The sequence below is a fragment of the Lactobacillus laiwuensis genome (genome assembly GCF_019972835.1).
Lineage (GTDB): Bacteria > Bacillota > Bacilli > Lactobacillales > Lactobacillaceae > Lactobacillus > Lactobacillus laiwuensis.
In genome coordinates, this window is record NZ_BPPB01000005.1 from 206,671 (window position 1) to 223,107 (window position 16,437).

The 16,437-nt window shown below is 36.3% G+C and carries 18 protein-coding genes; 15 read left to right on the forward strand and 3 right to left on the reverse strand.

Going from position 1 to position 16,437, the window contains the following annotated elements:
- Positions 1–18: 18 nt before the first annotated feature.
- Positions 19–1,011, reverse strand: coding sequence for a GMP reductase (locus LDM92_RS05345; RefSeq protein WP_223902351.1), 993 nt, complete (start codon positions 1,009–1,011; stop codon positions 19–21).
- Between the two features lie 194 nt (positions 1,012–1,205).
- Between LDM92_RS05345 and LDM92_RS05350 the strand changes: the two genes are divergently transcribed.
- From LDM92_RS05350 to LDM92_RS09955, 11 genes are all read left to right on the forward strand, one after another.
- Positions 1,206–2,495, forward strand: coding sequence for an adenylosuccinate synthase (locus tag LDM92_RS05350; protein ID WP_223902352.1), 1,290 nt, complete (start codon positions 1,206–1,208; stop codon positions 2,493–2,495).
- Positions 2,496–2,498: 3 nt separating this feature from the next.
- Entirely contained in the window at positions 2,499–3,794 is a 1,296-nt protein-coding gene (gene purB, locus LDM92_RS05355) for an adenylosuccinate lyase (protein WP_223902353.1), read from the forward strand.
- Between the two features lie 192 nt (positions 3,795–3,986).
- Positions 3,987–5,798: an FAD-binding protein gene (locus LDM92_RS05360; protein ID WP_223902354.1), complete on the forward strand. Its 1,812-nt coding sequence runs from the start codon at positions 3,987–3,989 to the stop codon at positions 5,796–5,798.
- 238 nt (positions 5,799–6,036) lie between these two features.
- Entirely contained in the window at positions 6,037–6,690 is a 654-nt protein-coding gene (deoC, locus tag LDM92_RS05365) for a deoxyribose-phosphate aldolase (RefSeq protein ID WP_223902355.1), read from the forward strand.
- Positions 6,691–6,886: 196 nt separating this feature from the next.
- Complete coding sequence (locus LDM92_RS05370; protein WP_223902356.1) at positions 6,887–8,965, forward strand: BglG family transcription antiterminator; 2,079 nt, start codon at positions 6,887–6,889, stop codon at positions 8,963–8,965.
- A 21-nt stretch (positions 8,966–8,986) separates the two neighbouring features.
- Entirely contained in the window at positions 8,987–9,292 is a 306-nt protein-coding gene (locus LDM92_RS05375; RefSeq protein ID WP_187160743.1) for a PTS sugar transporter subunit IIB, read from the forward strand.
- A gap of 23 nt (positions 9,293–9,315) precedes the next feature.
- Entirely contained in the window at positions 9,316–10,647 is a 1,332-nt protein-coding gene (locus tag LDM92_RS05380) for a PTS sugar transporter subunit IIC (RefSeq protein WP_223902357.1), read from the forward strand.
- Positions 10,648–10,668: 21 nt separating this feature from the next.
- Positions 10,669–11,106, forward strand: coding sequence for a tetratricopeptide repeat protein (locus LDM92_RS05385; protein ID WP_223902358.1), 438 nt, complete (start codon positions 10,669–10,671; stop codon positions 11,104–11,106).
- Between the two features lie 44 nt (positions 11,107–11,150).
- On the forward strand, positions 11,151–11,993 hold the full coding sequence (locus LDM92_RS05390) for a class II fructose-bisphosphate aldolase (RefSeq protein WP_046332775.1): 843 nt from the start codon (positions 11,151–11,153) through the stop codon (positions 11,991–11,993).
- A 5-nt stretch (positions 11,994–11,998) separates the two neighbouring features.
- Positions 11,999–12,607, forward strand: a complete 609-nt coding sequence (locus LDM92_RS05395) for a P-loop nucleotide/nucleoside kinase family protein (RefSeq protein WP_187160746.1) — start codon at positions 11,999–12,001, stop codon at positions 12,605–12,607.
- A 113-nt stretch (positions 12,608–12,720) separates the two neighbouring features.
- Entirely contained in the window at positions 12,721–12,978 is a 258-nt protein-coding gene (locus tag LDM92_RS09955) for a hypothetical protein (RefSeq protein ID WP_223902359.1), read from the forward strand.
- Positions 12,979–13,079: 101 nt separating this feature from the next.
- On the opposite strand, the gene LDM92_RS05405 is transcribed toward LDM92_RS09955, so the two are convergent.
- Positions 13,080–13,397, reverse strand: a complete 318-nt coding sequence (locus LDM92_RS05405; RefSeq protein ID WP_045928769.1) for a type II toxin-antitoxin system PemK/MazF family toxin — start codon at positions 13,395–13,397, stop codon at positions 13,080–13,082.
- Positions 13,398–13,409: 12 nt separating this feature from the next.
- Positions 13,410–13,682 (reverse strand): type II toxin-antitoxin system RelB/DinJ family antitoxin, encoded by a 273-nt coding sequence (locus tag LDM92_RS05410; protein ID WP_046325662.1) that lies wholly within the window; start codon positions 13,680–13,682, stop codon positions 13,410–13,412.
- 303 nt (positions 13,683–13,985) lie between these two features.
- Here LDM92_RS05410 and LDM92_RS05415 point away from each other — a divergent pair, with 303 nt between their 5' ends.
- The 4 genes from LDM92_RS05415 to LDM92_RS05430 are packed head-to-tail and all read left to right on the forward strand — an operon-like array spanning position 13,986 to position 16,424.
- A complete protein-coding gene (locus tag LDM92_RS05415; RefSeq protein ID WP_045928768.1) occupies positions 13,986–14,447 on the forward strand; it encodes a LytTR family DNA-binding domain-containing protein in 462 nt (153 codons plus the stop codon).
- Positions 14,447–15,208: a LiaF transmembrane domain-containing protein gene (locus LDM92_RS05420; RefSeq protein ID WP_109586872.1), complete on the forward strand. Its 762-nt coding sequence runs from the start codon at positions 14,447–14,449 to the stop codon at positions 15,206–15,208. The genes LDM92_RS05415 and LDM92_RS05420 overlap by 1 nt, the downstream gene beginning before the upstream one ends.
- Positions 15,209–15,223: 15 nt before the next feature.
- Positions 15,224–15,559 (forward strand): hypothetical protein, encoded by a 336-nt coding sequence (locus LDM92_RS05425; protein WP_109586871.1) that lies wholly within the window; start codon positions 15,224–15,226, stop codon positions 15,557–15,559.
- Positions 15,560–15,584: 25 nt separating this feature from the next.
- Positions 15,585–16,424: a hypothetical protein gene (locus LDM92_RS05430; RefSeq protein WP_109586870.1), complete on the forward strand. Its 840-nt coding sequence runs from the start codon at positions 15,585–15,587 to the stop codon at positions 16,422–16,424.
- Positions 16,425–16,437 lie beyond the last annotated feature (13 nt).

The window sequence follows — 16,437 nt, forward strand, 5'->3', positions numbered from 1 at the left end:
GGATAAAATTTAAATTGCTTATTTATCACCATTCATGATTGTGTTTTTAACAATCACATAATCAACTAATTTAATTGAACTAAGATCTCTGCCCCCGGCATATGAAATTGAGGATTGCAAATCTTCCTGCATTTCTCTTAAAGTATCGGCAATGTGGCCACGGTAGGGAACGAGCATTTGTTTACCTTCAACATTGCGATAGGCACCTTTTTGGACTTCAGAAGCTGATCCCCAATATTGCTTATAGGTTTTACCGTTAATTTTGATTACATTACCAGGTGATTCTTCATGTCCTGCAAGCATTGAACCAATCATAACCATTGTAGCACCAAACCGAACTGACTTTGCTATATCGCCGTTATAACGGATGCCGCCATCAGCAATCAGCGGTTTGCTAGCTACTTTACTGCACATTCTTAGCGCAGCGAGTTGCCAGCCACCAGTGCCAAAACCGGTTTTAAGCTTGGTAATACAAGCGCGGCCAGGACCAACACCAACTTTTGTGGCATCTGCTCCTGCACCTTCTAATTCACGCACTGCTTCCGGGGTCGCAATATTGCCTGCTGTTAAAAAAGTATCTGGCAATTTTTCTTTGATGTATTTAATCATATCAATAACATAGACAGAATGCCCATGAGCTACATCAATCGTGATATATTCAGGCTTAATGTTTTCTTCCACTAGTTGGTCAATAAAATCATATTCGCCTTTTTTAATGCCAACAGATATAGAAGCAAATAAGCCTTTTTCATGCATCATTTTGATAAAAGCGAAACGCTTTTCAGGTTGAAAGCGGTGCATGACATAGTAGTAGCCGTTTTGGGCCAGCCAAACCGCCAAGTCATCGTTAATGACGCTTTCCATGTTGGCAGGTACGACTGGTATTTTAAATGTTCGGTTTCCGAACTTAACACTGGTATCTGCGTCATGACGGCTCTTAATGATCCCTTTATTCGGAACAAGCTGGATATCATCATAATCAAATGCTTCCATACTGAAATAATTGCTCATAAGTAAATCGGCTCCTAAATAAATATCTTTACAAACGAAGTAACTATAATCAAAAATGCTTTTTTTGTCAATATAAAAATCGAACTATTAAAAATATAACCACTATAATAATTCGCATTTAAATTTGACTAAAGAATGGTAAATTGCTAGACTATTTACGTGATATTTGTAGAAATTTAATGAGGTGAATAAATATGACAGCAGTTGCAGTCGTTGGTAGCCAATGGGGCGACGAAGGAAAGGGCAAAATTACTGATTTTTTGAGTAATGAAGCTGCTTATACTGTTCGTTCAAATGGTGGTAATAATGCTGGCCATACTATTGAAATAAATGGTCAGGATTTTAAGATGCGTTTAATTCCGTCAGGTATTTTTGCGTCAAAAGAAGGGGCCGTAATTGGTAATGGCGTAGTTATTAATCCTGAAGTTTTATTTGGCGAATTAGAGAATTTGGCTGAAAAGGGAATCGATACCAGTAAATTGAAAATCTCTAACCGAGCTCACATCATCATGCCTTATCATATCAAGCAAGATGAATACCAAGAAGAAGCAAAAGGTGATCAAAAAATCGGTACTACTAAAAATGGTATCGGACCGGCTTATATGGATAAAGCATCCAGAATTGGTATTCGCGTTTGTGACTTACTTGAGAAGGATACTTTTGCAGCTAAATTACGCGCTAATTTAGAGCAAAAAAATGAAGTATTTACCAAAATTTATGGCAAACCGGCACTTGAATTTGATGACATTTTCACTAAGTATTATGAATATGGTCAAAAAATGAAGAAATATGTTACTGACACATCAGTGTTAGTTAACGATGCCCTAGATAATGATGAAAAAGTGTTATTTGAAGGTGCACAGGGAATTATGCTTGATATAGATGAAGGAACCTATCCATTTGTTACCTCATCAAATACCATTTCCGGTGGCATTGCCAGTGGCATGGGGGTAGGTGCTAATCGGTTAAAAACTGTCATTGGTGTCTGCAAAGCTTATACGACCCGTGTTGGTGCCGGACCTTTCCCAACTGAGTTATTAGATGAAACTGGTAACCGTATTCGTGAAACTGCTCATGAATATGGGACAGTTACCGGTCGTCCTAGGCGCGTGGGCTGGTTTGATTCAGTCGCTTTACGTCACGCTAAGCGCGTTTCTGGCATTAACGGTTTAAGTCTTAACCTGCTTGATATTTTTAGCGGCTTTGACACTATTAAAATTGCAACTGCTTATGAACTTGATGGTCAAAAAATTGACTACTATCCAGCTAGTCTAAAAGAATTAGACCGCTGCCAACCTGTTTACGAAGAATTACCTGCTTGGAAGGAAGATATTACAGGTGCTAAGACTTGGTCTGATTTGCCAGAGAATGCACAGAAGTTTTTGAATCGTGTGTCAGAACTCGTGGGTATACCTCTAGTTACTGTTTCGGTAGGTCCTGACCGTGAACAAACGATTGTTTTACAAAATCCGTGGGAAATGTAATTTATGCTGGAACGTTATACTCGCCCTGAAATGGGTAAAATATGGTCTGATGAAAATAAATACGAAGCATGGCTAAAAGTAGAAATTGCTGCTACCAATGCCTGGAGTGAATTAGGCGAAGTCCCAAAAGAAGATGCTGCTAAAATTGCTCAAAATGCCAGCTTCACGCCAGAGCGGGTGGCAGAATTAGAGCAGGTAACTCATCATGACGTGGTTGCTTTTACACGAACAGTTTCTGAAAGCCTTGGACCTGAGAAAAAGTGGGTACACTTTGGGCTGACTTCGACGGATGTTGTTGATACGGCACAAGGATATATCTTAAAACAGGCAGATGCGATTATTCGTCAAGATCTGCACGAACTAAAAAAGACGATTGCTGAAAAAGCACGTAAATATAAAAATACGGTGGAAATGGGACGCACGCATGGTGTGCAAGCTGAACCCACTACTTTTGGCTTAAAACTAGCTCGCTGGTATGCGGAAATTAAGCGTGATATTGAACGCTTTGAACATGCAGCAAAAGGAGTAGAATCAGGAAAAATTTCCGGAGCCGTTGGGACTTTTGCTAACGTACCACCAGCTGTTGAAACCAGTGTCTTAAAGCAGCTAGGCTTAACTCAGCAGCCAATTACCAGCCAGGTATTGCCACGCGACTTACATGCCGAATATATTGCTACTTTGGCGTTAATAGCCACAAGTATTGAAAATTGGGCTACCGAAATTAGAAGTCTGCAACGCTCTGAAATCCACGAAGTAGAAGAGCATTTCCGTGCAGGTCAAAAAGGTTCTTCAGCAATGCCTCACAAACGTAATCCTATTGGCTCAGAAAATCTTTGTGGTATGGCACGGGTTTTACGGGGTCATATTATAACTGCTTATGAGGATGTGTCACTTTGGCATGAACGCGATATTTCCCATTCTAGTGCTGAACGTGTAATTCTACCTGATACGACAATTGGTATTGATTATATGCTTGATCGTTTTAATCGCATTTTGACTAACCTTGATGTTTTTCCAGAAACAATGCTTAAGAACATGGATAAAACTTATGGTCTGATTTATTCCCAGCGCTTATTATTAAAACTGATTGATGAGGCTGGTCTTTCTCGTGAAGATGCTTATGATATGGTTCAGAAATTAACCACAAGATCTTGGAACGAAGGAATTTCCTTTAGAAAATTAGTTGAAAGCAGTTCAATCATGGACTATCTTTCAAAAGATGATGTAAGTGACGCATTTGATTATCATTACCATTTGCGTCATGTTGACGAAATCTTTAAAAAAGTCGGTTTAGAATAAACAATTAGTAAAGCGGTTCACTTAATAGTGAGCTGCTTTTTGTCATGGAATTTAAATTGTTGATAAATAAAAAATGTAAGCGATTATGTGATATTATTAACATAAACACTAGATAATATTTAAAGGCTGAAAGGCAAAAATTTAAGTCTTTTAAGCTAAAATAAGATTCTTTTTTAAAAGAGGTAGTCAATTATGATAGTTAATGAACATACATACTACGATGCAAGCTATGATGTAGTAGTCTTGGGCTTCGGTGGAGCCGGTGCGACCGCAGCTCGCTTTGCTGCTGATAGTGGTGCAAAAGTGCTGCTGGTTGATTCTGCACCGGAGGGTCATGAAGGTGGTAATACAAGATATGCTGCTGAACTTGTAGGTTACAGTAGCAGCGAAGAGGATTATCGGTCCTACTATGAACATTTGGCACAACACTTTAATATTGACCCTGAAATAGAAGACACAGTTGTTCATGGCATTACACACATGAAAGAATATTTCAAAAAGTACCTGGATGTTGCTAATCCCGTTAGCTATAAAACCATTTTAGGATTGCCAGAAGACGCTGTAATAGCCGATCATCCTAATTTACCAGGTGCTAAAAGCTATGACATGATTACAATGGAGAAGGGTATTTTTAACGCTTCTTTGTGGAACATTCTACGGCAAAAAGTATTGGATCGCAGTGATAAGATAGATGTTTGGTATTCTGCACCTGTTAAGCATATTCTCCAGACACCTGGTAGGAAAGTTGTGGGAGCCCAAATTGAACGTGACAATGTTTTATTAAATATTTATGCCAAAAATGGAGTAGTCTTAGCCACTGGTGGTATCGAAAATAATCCACAAATGATCCAGGACTATATTGGCTCACACAAGTTGGTACCTTTGGGTTCACTTTATAATAAGGGTAAAGGCATTGACCTTGCTCACGAAGCAGGAGCAGATATGTGGCATATGTCAATGTATGCGGCCGGGGGAATGCAACAAGCTTTTGCTTTTTATGAACCTGGGATGAAGCGTGCACCATTTTATATGGGTAACCCAATCTTCTATACAGGCAGTATTTTTACGGTTGGCGATGACGGCACACGCTACTTTAAGGAAGATCAAGGAGCACGTGAAGGCTATGTAGAAAATCATGGTTCATGGTATAAACCATTGAATCCAATTCACCCTTACTTTGTCTTTGATCAAAAGCAATATGACAAGATCAGTGAGATTGATACTTTCCCTGATAATAAAGCACTTAATTCCGTTCTTAAAGCTGATTCTGTTTCTGAATTAGCAGATAAGATGGGAGTTGCTGGGGATAAACTGCAAAGTACAATTGATGAATTTAACTTCTTTGCCGAAAAGAAGCATGATTATGCTTATCATCGTGATCCTGCTACTTTAAGTGCATTTTCTGAAGCTGGTCCGTATTATGCCATACCGCTAGTACAGACTATTGGCTGGTCTGAAGCTGGTCCTAGAAGAAATGCCCGCGCTGAAATTCTTGATCCTGAGCACAAACCAATTCCGCATTTGTATGGTGCCGGTGAGCTGGGCAGTAATATGTCTAACTTATATCAAGGTGGGTCCGATCTTGCGGACTGCTTGATTTTCGGTAAAATTGCCGGTCAAAATGCAGCTCATCCTAAAGACGATATCGCAGAAGTTAATGTACCTTCTCCTAAGCATGAAAAGCCGTTAAAGCCACGTCCACTTGCTTCTGATATTAAGAAAGAAGAATATCCGACTGGCCCTGAACAATATATTGGTAAATCTACTAAAGGAATGGGAGATGAAATTGTTGTCAGGGTAACGGCCGATAAGCAAAAGAATCTCAAAAACATCGAAGTTCTGAAACAAGCTGAATCCGATGATTATGGTCAAAAGGCAATCAATGAATTACCAGCAAAAATGGTTAACGCAAATACAGTTGATGTCGATGCAATTTCTGGTGCCTCTAATACCACTAGAGGATTAAAAGACGCTGTGAGGGATGCATTAAGCAAAATTAAATAGACATTTATCAAGAATTTAATAAGTATTTAAAGCAGGTCATAAATTTGGTTAAAACTTATGACCTGCTTTTTGTATTATGAACTTGGGGTAAAATTAAAAATTAACCTCATAATCATTAAACTGAAACTTTGTTTATGAATTTACCTAGAAATTTTGAAAAAGAAAGTGCTTTTAAAAAATTTCTTAACCAAATAAGCTATATTTATAACTACTTTATTTGCAGAAAAGGAGAAAAATAATGGAAAAAATTAATAAATATATTGATCATACTTTATTGGAACCAAATGCAACTCAAGAGCAAATTAATAAGGTGATTGCAGAGGCTAAAAAATATCAATTTGCGTCTGTCTGTGTAAATCCTTTTTGGGTAAAATATGTTAGTGAAAAATTACAAGGAACAAAAATTAATACTGTAACGGTGATTGGCTTTCCCCTAGGAGCAACTACTACTGAAACTAAAGTTTTTGAAGCAACACAAGCAGTTGCCAATGGTGCCGATGAATGCGATATGGTACAAAACATCGGGGCGTTTCTTTCAGAAGACTATGATGTGGTACTTAAAGATGAAAAAGCAGTTATCGAAGCAGTACATTCAAAGGGAAAAAAGGTAAAAGTAATTCTTGAAAATTGTTTTCTTAATTCGCAGCAAATTAAAAAGGCATGCTTAATAGCAGAAAAATCTGGTGCTGATTTCGTCAAAACGTCAACTGGCTTTGCAAAATATGGAGCTAGAGCAGAAGATGTTAAGATTATGGCTGCAACTGTCGGAACTAAAATGGGCATCAAAGCAGCAGGCGGTATTCATACTAAAGCTGACGCTTGCCAAATGATTGCTAGTGGAGCTACTAGATTAGGGGCAAGTGCAAGTCTAAAAATTATAAAAGAATCGTAGTTTTAGCACAAAAATAAGTATGTAAAGAAGACACTGTGTTTGTTAATGCAAGGTGTCTTCTTTTTTAGTGTAGTTTTTTGCAAAATTTTATTGAAAGCAGGTAGACTATGTGTCTTATTTTTCCAAAAAAAGTGGAAACAATAAACTCTTTTTTATATGTAAGCGGTAACGTATTATTTGAATTGAGGTGAGGAATATGAAAGACCGGCAATTACTGATAATAAATGAATTGCTTGATAAAGAAAATTTATCAATCGCTGAATTGAGTCAAGCCTTGAATGTTTCTTCCAGAACTATCAGAAATGATGTGGATGATATTAACCGAACTTTAAGTGACCTTTCAATTACTGGAATTTCTAATAAGCGGGGACAACTTTATTTTTGTCTTGATTTGGACGCCAGACATTCCTTATCTCACTCTTTAAAAATTAGTTCGGATACGTTTCTTGATCCTAGAGAAAGGCAGCTTCATATCATTATCAGCTTTCTAAAAGCTCCTCACCAGGTAAAAATTTATGAAGAACAAAAGCAGCTGAATATAAGTAAAAGCACGATGGACAAGGATATGCGCCAGGTTAGAGAATTTCTTGCCAAATATTCTCTGACCTTGGATACGCAGCAAGGAGCAAAAATTGAAGGTGCTGAAAGAAATATCAGAACTATGATTCAACAATTAATTGTTGAAAATATTGATATTTCGCAATTAGCAGAAAAAGGCAGCTTTGAAGGAAGTGATAGTTACCAAATAGTAATTGATTATTTAAATCCAAAGATACTTGAGCAAACTAATATAGTTGCTAAGGAACTAATACTTGGTGGTCGTTACGAAGGAGTTTCTGCCAGAGAAGCACAAATTTCTGTTTTAATGGCCATTTGGATTAGGCGTTTGCAGGAAAAGCAATATCTTGATGACAGTCAGGTTTCTAATTTAGAAATTGCTAACACTAGAATTATGAAATCTGTAAACAATTTGTTGGACAAGTTAAAACTGACAGTTCCGGAAAATGAAAAAAGCTATATGACTTTTATTCTTAAAACATTTTTGGGTGAAAAAGAGGTAAGAATTGACAAATGGGCTGAATCGGAACTTCTGACTTTACGGTTAATAGATTATATGAGTGATATAGAAAAAATTAATTACCGTGATTCGGAACAACTTTATGAACAACTTAACTCACATATTTCAGCATTTTTGCAAAGGCAAGAAAATCATATTGAAGTATTTAATCCGTTAACTGATGTTCTTAAAACCAGCTATGCAACTATTTATCAAGATATCTCAGCTTTTTTTAAAAGCAAATACAGCAAAAACGTTTCGGCAGGAGAGAAAGCTTTCATAACGGTTTACTTTAGTACTTATTATGAAGAAAGCGTCAAAGAAAACAACTTTTATAGAATTGCGGTTCTTTGTAATTATGGCGAAGCTACCGGTCAGCTATTGGCTGCCAATATTTCCCGAAACATGAATGTCGAAGTTGTGGCAGTTTTGGGATTACAAGATATAAATTCTTTAAGAAAGCTAAACATAGATTTTGTTGTTAAGACAATTAATGAATCAACGGGAATGGTTCCCAGTTTTAAAATGCCTCCTGTTCCCAGGAAGCAAGACTATCAAGAGTTAAAGAAATTTATTGCTAAAGCAGATATTAAAAAACATATGCTGTCTTTAAAGCAAAATCCTTCAGCTAAGAAAAATTTGCTTAAAGACACCATTTCGCTAATTGAATCAGAAACCAGAAAAAATGTTTCAGCTCGCTTAGTAGACAAGTTAATTGAAATTTTTTCTGAACATAATATTGAAATAAAAGAGAGGGAGGTGAGGCCAATGCTTCAAGATTTATTAACTGATGACAAAATCCAAATACACATAATGGCTAATAATTGGTGTGAAGCGATTGAAAAAACCAGCCAACCGCTAATAAAAAATAAATCAATTAATGATGATTATGTTGTCGCAATGGAAGAATCAGTTAAAAAATTCGGACCTTATATTGTCATAGGTCCTGGAATTGCTTTGGCCCATGCAAGACCGGAGGACGGGGTTGCAAAATTGGATGTCAGTGTAGCATCACTGGCTGAACCAATAAAATTTGGCAATAAGGCAAACGATCCAGTAAAAATCATTTTTGTTTTGTCTGCAATTGACAGCTATTCACATTTAAACGTTTTAAAAGCAATTGTGGATTTAATAAATAAGCCAAATAAGATTGAAGAACTATTTAACAAGGAAGATAAAGCAAGCTTTAAAAAGACCTTGTTTGGCGTAGAAAATTAATAGAGTTAGGAGCGTAAAAATATGGCAAAAGTACCTACAGTTTTCTTTATTTGCGGCAATGGCTTGGGCTCAAGTTTAGCTTGTCAGATGGAAGCTGATGATGTTTTTAGTGAAGCAGGTATTGAAGTTAATTCAGATCATGATTCAATTTCAGATGCACCTTCACTTAATGCCGATATTATTGTCTCGGCAAGTAATTTTGAATCTCAATTTGCCAATATGCAGATTGATCCCAAAACCAAATTTGTCTATTTAGACAACATCGTTGATAAAGACGAAATTAAAGCAAAAGTTTTACCAGTTGTGAAACAAATTGCAGACAGTTAAGTTTATAAAAAGGAGTGAGAGAAATGGTCGTTATTCAATGGATAATTAACAATATCCTTACTCAGGCAGCAATTTTAATTTCATTAATTGCGATGCTGGGATTGATATTACAAGGTAAAAAAATAGGAGCGGTCATCAGTGGTACGCTTAAAACTTTGCTTGGGTTTGAAGTTTTGTCCGCTGGTTCCACAATTATTCAACAAAGTTTGGCTTATTTTGCAGTAATTTTTCAGCATGGATTTCACACAAAAGGTATTGTCCCTAGTATTGAAGCCATTAATGGCCAGGCAATGAATAAGTTGGGTTTAGGTAATAGTATTGCCTTAACTCTTTTAGGTATTTTCATTGTAAACATTATCATAGCCAGATTTACTAAATGGAAATATGTCTTTTTAACCGGACAAGCTTTATTATGGATGGCAACTATGACTGTTATTGGTGGTCACTTTGCCGGCTTAAAAGGTTTTCCGTTAATCTTAATGGGCAGTATTATAGGTGGTATTTTTGCTATTGCAATGCCGGCATTAGCGCAACCGATTGTTCGTAAAATTACTGGCAGCAATGCAATTGCCCTTGGTCACTTTTGTACAATTGGATATCTAGTTGAAGCTGGCGTAGCCTGGCTAGTCAGAGATCGTAAAGTTGATCAACATGTAACTAACATTAAGGAAAGAACAGATTCTTGGGAACACGTTAAGCTTCCTAAGAGTATGTCATTTTTACAGGATAATTCCCTTTCTATTATGGTAGTAATGGTTCCTTTATACATTATTACTGCTGCTTTTGCTGGTCCTTACTGGTCTATTAAAGCTGCCGGGGGAGCTGCGGGAGGCGTAAACTACATTATTTATGCCTTTTTACAAGCTATTCAATTTACAGTTGGTGTTTATGTAATGCTTTCAGGGGTTCGTTTGATGTTAGGTGAAATTGTTCCTGCCTTTCGTGGTATTGCTATGAAGGTAGTTCCTAATTCAGTACCTGCTCTTGACTGTCCAGTTTTATTCCCATATTCACCAAATGCAGTTATTATTGGCTTCATAACGACAACTATTGGGACAGTGATTGGCATGTTCTTATCCCCATTAGTAGGACTAGCAGTTATCTTGCCAGGTATGACTACCAATTTCTTTGCGGGCGGTACTGCAGGAATCTTTGGTAATGCAATTGGTGGCAAACGTGGTGCCATCGTTGGTGGTATTGCACATGGTTTATTTATTACCTTGCTTCCAGCACTTTTAGTTGGCGCTTTATCATCAGTTGGCTTTGTCAACGCCACAGCTACAGATGTTGATACTATTACCGCTGCTTTATTATATCTGTGGGTTATTGCACCGGCCTTTCATGCCTTTGGCTAATTACTTTGGAGGTGTTTAATAATGTCGTTTTGGTCGAAAATTTTTAAATCAAATGCAACGGAAAGTAATTCAGCTGCGGATAAAGAAACTAATGAAACAAGCAGCCAATTAACAGATGATGAAAAGCAACAGATCAAGAGTCAAATCAAAGACTTAACTGAACAACTTAATGACAATGACTCAGAATCAGTAGCAAGTAATAAACAAAAGGCCACTATTTTAACCCAGTTAGGGCAGAACTATCAAGAGTTGGGTAATGTTGATGATGCTATTGATGCTTATGAAAAAAGCTTGAAACTCAACGAGGATTTTGGTCCTGCTTTTGATGGTTTGCTTAAACTTTATGATAGTAAACGGCAAAAAGCTGCTTATGCTAAAAATAATGATGAAATACAAAAATGGCTCAACAAAGGTGACGAATTGACGGCATTATCTAAAAAAATAATGCGTTCTAAATAAATTTCTGGATTATATAGTTGAGATTAACAATTAAAGGAGAAAAAATGGCTTATAAAACGTTAAAAGAAGTACTAAAAGAAGCAGAAGAAATGGATTTCACAGTTGGTGCTTTTAATGCTCATAACTTGGAAATGGTTCCGGCTATGATTGAAGCTGCGCACGAAGAAGGTGCTCCTATTATTATTCAAACTTCTGTTGGTACGGCTGATACGGAGGGAATGAGAAACTTTGTAGCTGTTTGCAAAAGCATGGCAGAACACGAAGCAGTAGATGTTGTGCTCCACTTAGATCATGCCCGTGATATTAAAGACATTGAAAGGGCAATTGCAGCCGGATACAGTTCGGTTATGTTTGACGGTTCATTACTTTCATTTAAGGAAAACATTGCCAAAACTAAGCGAGTTGTAGAATATGCCCATAAACGCGGTGTCTCAGTTGAGGGTGAAATTGGAACGATCGGTGGAACTGAAGAGGGTTTTACCGTTAAAGAAGGAAACTATACTCGTCCTGAAGATGCTATTAAATTCTTGCAAGAATGTGACGTTGATGCCTTAGCTGTCGGCGTTGGTACACATCACGGGCAATTTCAATCTAAAACCGAATTGAACTTCCCACTTATTGAAGAATTGCATAGTAAACTGGATAAGCCAATGGTTATTCATGGTGGAACGGGAGTTAACGAGGAAGATTACCATAGACTGACCGAAAATGGTATTCGCAAGTTTAATGTCGGTACTGAACTATTAGTTTCATGGACGAAGAAAGCAAAAGAGATGTTTGGCAAAACAGAAGTTAATGAATCTCTGAGAAATAACATTATTCCATGTAACGAAAGCGTTCATAACATTATTAAACATAAAATTGAATTATTCATGAATAAAGGGTGATCTCGTTGAAAAAAACGATGTTGCTTTTAGCCGGCTGTCCTGGCACCGGCAAATCTTACTTGGCAAAACTGATATGCGAGGCCATTCCTGATTATTTTAATGAGGTTTCTATAGATCTGTTTAAAGAACAGCTTTATGAAAGTAAAGGTTTTGATAATCCGTCTGAAAAAACAGAGTTAGATAATCAAGCATATAATATGTTTTACCAAAAAGTCGCAAGCTTTATGCAAAAAGGTCAATCAATTATTTCTGATTACCCATTTTCCTATCGTCAGCACGATACCTTAGAAAAATTAGCTAACAAGTATCATTTTCAAGTAATTACAATTACGCTGACCTGTGATTCAGACATTTTATATGAAAGGCAAAGAAAACGTGATCTGGATCCTGATCGTCCTTTAGGATTCATAATGAACCATTATCATAAAGGTGATACTTTGACCGACAGGACAAAAATGGATATTCAAAAAACAAAACAGGAATTTGAAAGTTTTAATAAAAAAAGGGGATATTCAACTTTTACATTAGGTAAAACAATTTTTCTTAATGTTTCTGATTTTAGTAAAGTTGATTATGACGGTACAATTGTTAAGCTAAAAAGCTGGGTCAACTAGGTACAAATTTACTTCTTAAATATTTTGTTTAATATTCATTTAAAAATAGTATTTTAGCCGTATTTCGTATTAAAACGAATTACGGCTTTTGTGGTTCGGATTTGGGCGACTGTTTGATTTTCGGTAAAATTGCCGGTCAAAATGCAGCTCATCCTAAAGACGATATCGCAGAAGTTAATGACCTTCTCCTAAGCATGAAAAGCCGAAAGCCACGACCACTAGATTCTGATATTAAGAAAGAAGAGTTTTCAACTGGGTCTGAACAATATATCGGCAAATCTACTAAAGGAATGGGGGATGAAATAGTTGTCAGAGTAACAGCCGATAAGCAAAAGAATCAAAATCAAACTAAAAGGACTAACTCCGCTTGAATATCGTCAGTTAGTCCTCAGTTAATAGCTAATATAAAGTGTCCTAATTTTAGGGTTCACATCAAACTCAGTGCCTTTTTCATACTTGTCCTTGTTGTTCTCTACCACATAAATTTCTTAAGATTATTTAAATCAGTTACCGTTAAGTAACCAATACCTTTTAGTCTTGTTTTATCAATTCTTAGCTGATAACGCTTATTACAGTCTATCCATGATTCCTTGTTAAGGCCAGACTTTTGCCAATCGGTAATTTTAGCATACTTTGCGCGAATGTGTTTCGATTTATTCTGATATTTACTGGTAATTTTAAATACATAATAAAATTCATCATCCTGCTCAATATATAAAACTGGCCGACTTTTTCCGTTTGGTACATCTTCGTATTCAAGGTATGTTATAAAAATATCGCCCAAATTCATTAACTGGTCTCCTTAATCTGCGAAAAAGTCAGCTATTTCTTTAGAGGTTTCGACCTTTTGTGCAGGAATTTTACGACTAGCTGCAATAATTTCATCTTTTAGATGGTCATAGTCATCAACTGAAAATGCTACAGGTAGTTTGCCTTTGTCAGCAATCTGTGTAAGCATCATTGAAATCACATCATTAGGTTTAAGACCAATTTTTCTAATAACTAGCTCTGCTGTATCAGCTATTTGTTTGTCTATATTAACAGAATATCTTTTAGTAACAATCTTAGTTGCCATAATTTGCCTCCCAAAATTATTTTATTACATAAATAATATCATAAAATTACCTAAAATAGCATATTTTAGGCACTTTTTGTAAATTTTAGTCTAAAATTGTCTTAAATAAAACCATATTTTAGCCGTATTTCATATTAAAGCGAATTACGGCTTTTTAAGTGCTCTTGAATTTTTTGTTTTCTTCTGAATCAAAAAAATATGCCACTTGGTTTCTTATAATTGCCACTTAGTCAAAAGTGCTAGATTTTACATTAAAATAAGCGTTTAATTAAATCATCAAGTGATGAAGGGCAGGTGAGAAGCGTGAAAATAAAAATAGAACTGAATCCGGATATGGAAGATGACGATACCAGTGTAACAATTCATGCTAAATCTGTGACGCCAGAAGTTGAACAGATATACCGACAGTTGCAAGGTATCAGTGAACATCCTGACCAAATAGAAGGCAAAAAAGATAATGTGTCCTATTACTTGAGCATGAATGAGATTTTATTTTTTGAAACAGAAGATAAACAGGTGATTGCACATACTGCCAAGGATGCCTTTACCGTAGACTACAAACTCTATGAACTAGAAAATTTGTTAAATAATCAGTTCATGCGGGTATCTAAGTCAACAATTTTAAATTTAAATCAAATTTATGCGTTAACACGTTCGATTTCTAACTGTAAGATTAATTTTCGCGATTCTTATAAAACTGTCTATGTTTCACGTCACTACTATCACAATTTGAATGATAGGTTAAACGAGAGAAGGTCATCATAATGAAAAAATTTAAACTTAGAGAAGTATTTTGGGGCATTGCTCTAGTAGCAGCTGCCGTATTCTTAGTCCTTAATCAGCTGCATCTGCTTTCATTTCATTTAAAAGTAAGCATGATTATTTGGACGATAATATTCGGAGCAGCACTGATCGAAAGCGTGGCTAATAAAAGTTTGTTTGGTACAACTTTTTCCATTGCCTTTTTATTAATTGTTTACGCTGAACCCTTGCATATTACCAAAATTGTACCGTGGACGGTCTTAGTGGCGGCGTTATTAATTTATTTAGGCTTAACGCTGATTTTTAAGAGAAGCTGGTTTCCCAGGATAGTCTATTTTAACCAGAAAAAAGACGGCAAATGGAAGAACTTTAGCAATAATCGCTCAAGAATTGATAATAACGTATTCAGTAGCGGTACTGGAAAAGTTGATGGAGAAGATATAGTAATCAATCAGCGCTTATCATCAGTTTCGCGTTACGTTCATTCACAAAATTTACGCAGTATAACAATTAATTCTTCTTTGGGTGAAGTTGAAGTCTACCTTGATCAGGCTAAAGCTGCAGGCGATGTAGTGACCGTTGACATTAGTGGCACTATGGGTGAGATTGAAATTTACGTTCCAACTTCATGGAAAGTCAACAGTGATAACTTAAACCTAGCTCTGGGAGAATTGGATATTAATGACGAATCTACCGGTGACGGTCCTACATTAATGCTAACTGGGCATTTCAGCATGGGTGATGTGGAAGTTAATTATATTTAACTTGGGGAAAATAAAATGGTTAATTTAAAACAATTACATGATTATGTCAAAGAAAATTATGAAGCCGGAAACTATAAAGATGCTGAAAAAGCATATAAAAAATGGCGTGATACCAATGATTATACCTATCATGCAGCAAAAACTGCTGTGAAAAAGAGTTCTCTCAGTGATTATCAAATGGGTTATGAACAAGCCAAAAAGGACTATGCAGAGAGTCATTCTTTCAAGGATTTTCCTAAAAAAGGTGTTAACTTAGTTAATCGTGTTACCCAGAATAAAGCAATTGAAATAGAACGCTACATTGACGGCTACAATGATGCCAAGGCCAAAATTTTACGGGCGAAAAAATAATAGCCCATAAAGGAGATTATTAATTATGTATGGCTCATTATTAGCCAATGTAAGTCCAGATAGAAAAATTAAGGAAGCTGTAGAACAATTTCCTCAACATACACAAGCCTATTATCTCGAAAATAAGCCAGTCGGGTTAATGACCTGTTGGCAAAATGCTTTTCACCCTTGTTCCTTAAATTTTGCGGGCTATCTTGCACCTAGATTAACCAGCGGTGAACAAATGCAGGTTTATGAGCAAATATTGACGGATTTAACGGCAAAAGCCCAAAAAAATCACCAAAACGCTTTAATTACTTATGATTATGCACCGCAATTACTCTTTAATGCCATTGGTCAAAAAAATGGTTTTAAGTTAATCAGAACTACTGTAGAACCCCAGATGCCCTTGAAAAGGGCACTGAAAAATATTCTAATTGCGACTGATTTACAGATGGTCACTCTACATGAAATAAAAAAAGATTCTGTAATAATGAATAGGCTGGCACAAGTGAGTTTCTCCGATTATCAAAAAAATCATTTAGCAAATCCGGTTGCAAAGATACCTCTTAGTGAGTGGAGCAAAACCATTTTCACTGATCAACTTGAACACGCTCCCTTAGCGCTAATTGCTGCTGGACAAATTAAGGCTTATTGCTTTTCTTTTGAGGATACCCCTCAAGAATTGACTTTAGGATGGATGGGTGCTGTTAAGCCTAATTTATTAGACCAATTGCAACAACAATTGCTAAATTGGGCACAAGCAAAATATCAAACTTTAAGTGGTGAATTTGACTCTACAGACCCATTAGCAACGCGGACTTACAGCAAGTATGCGTTTAATCTGTGTCCAGTTTATGAAACGTATTTAAAGGAACTGAACTAGAAATTTAAAAGAC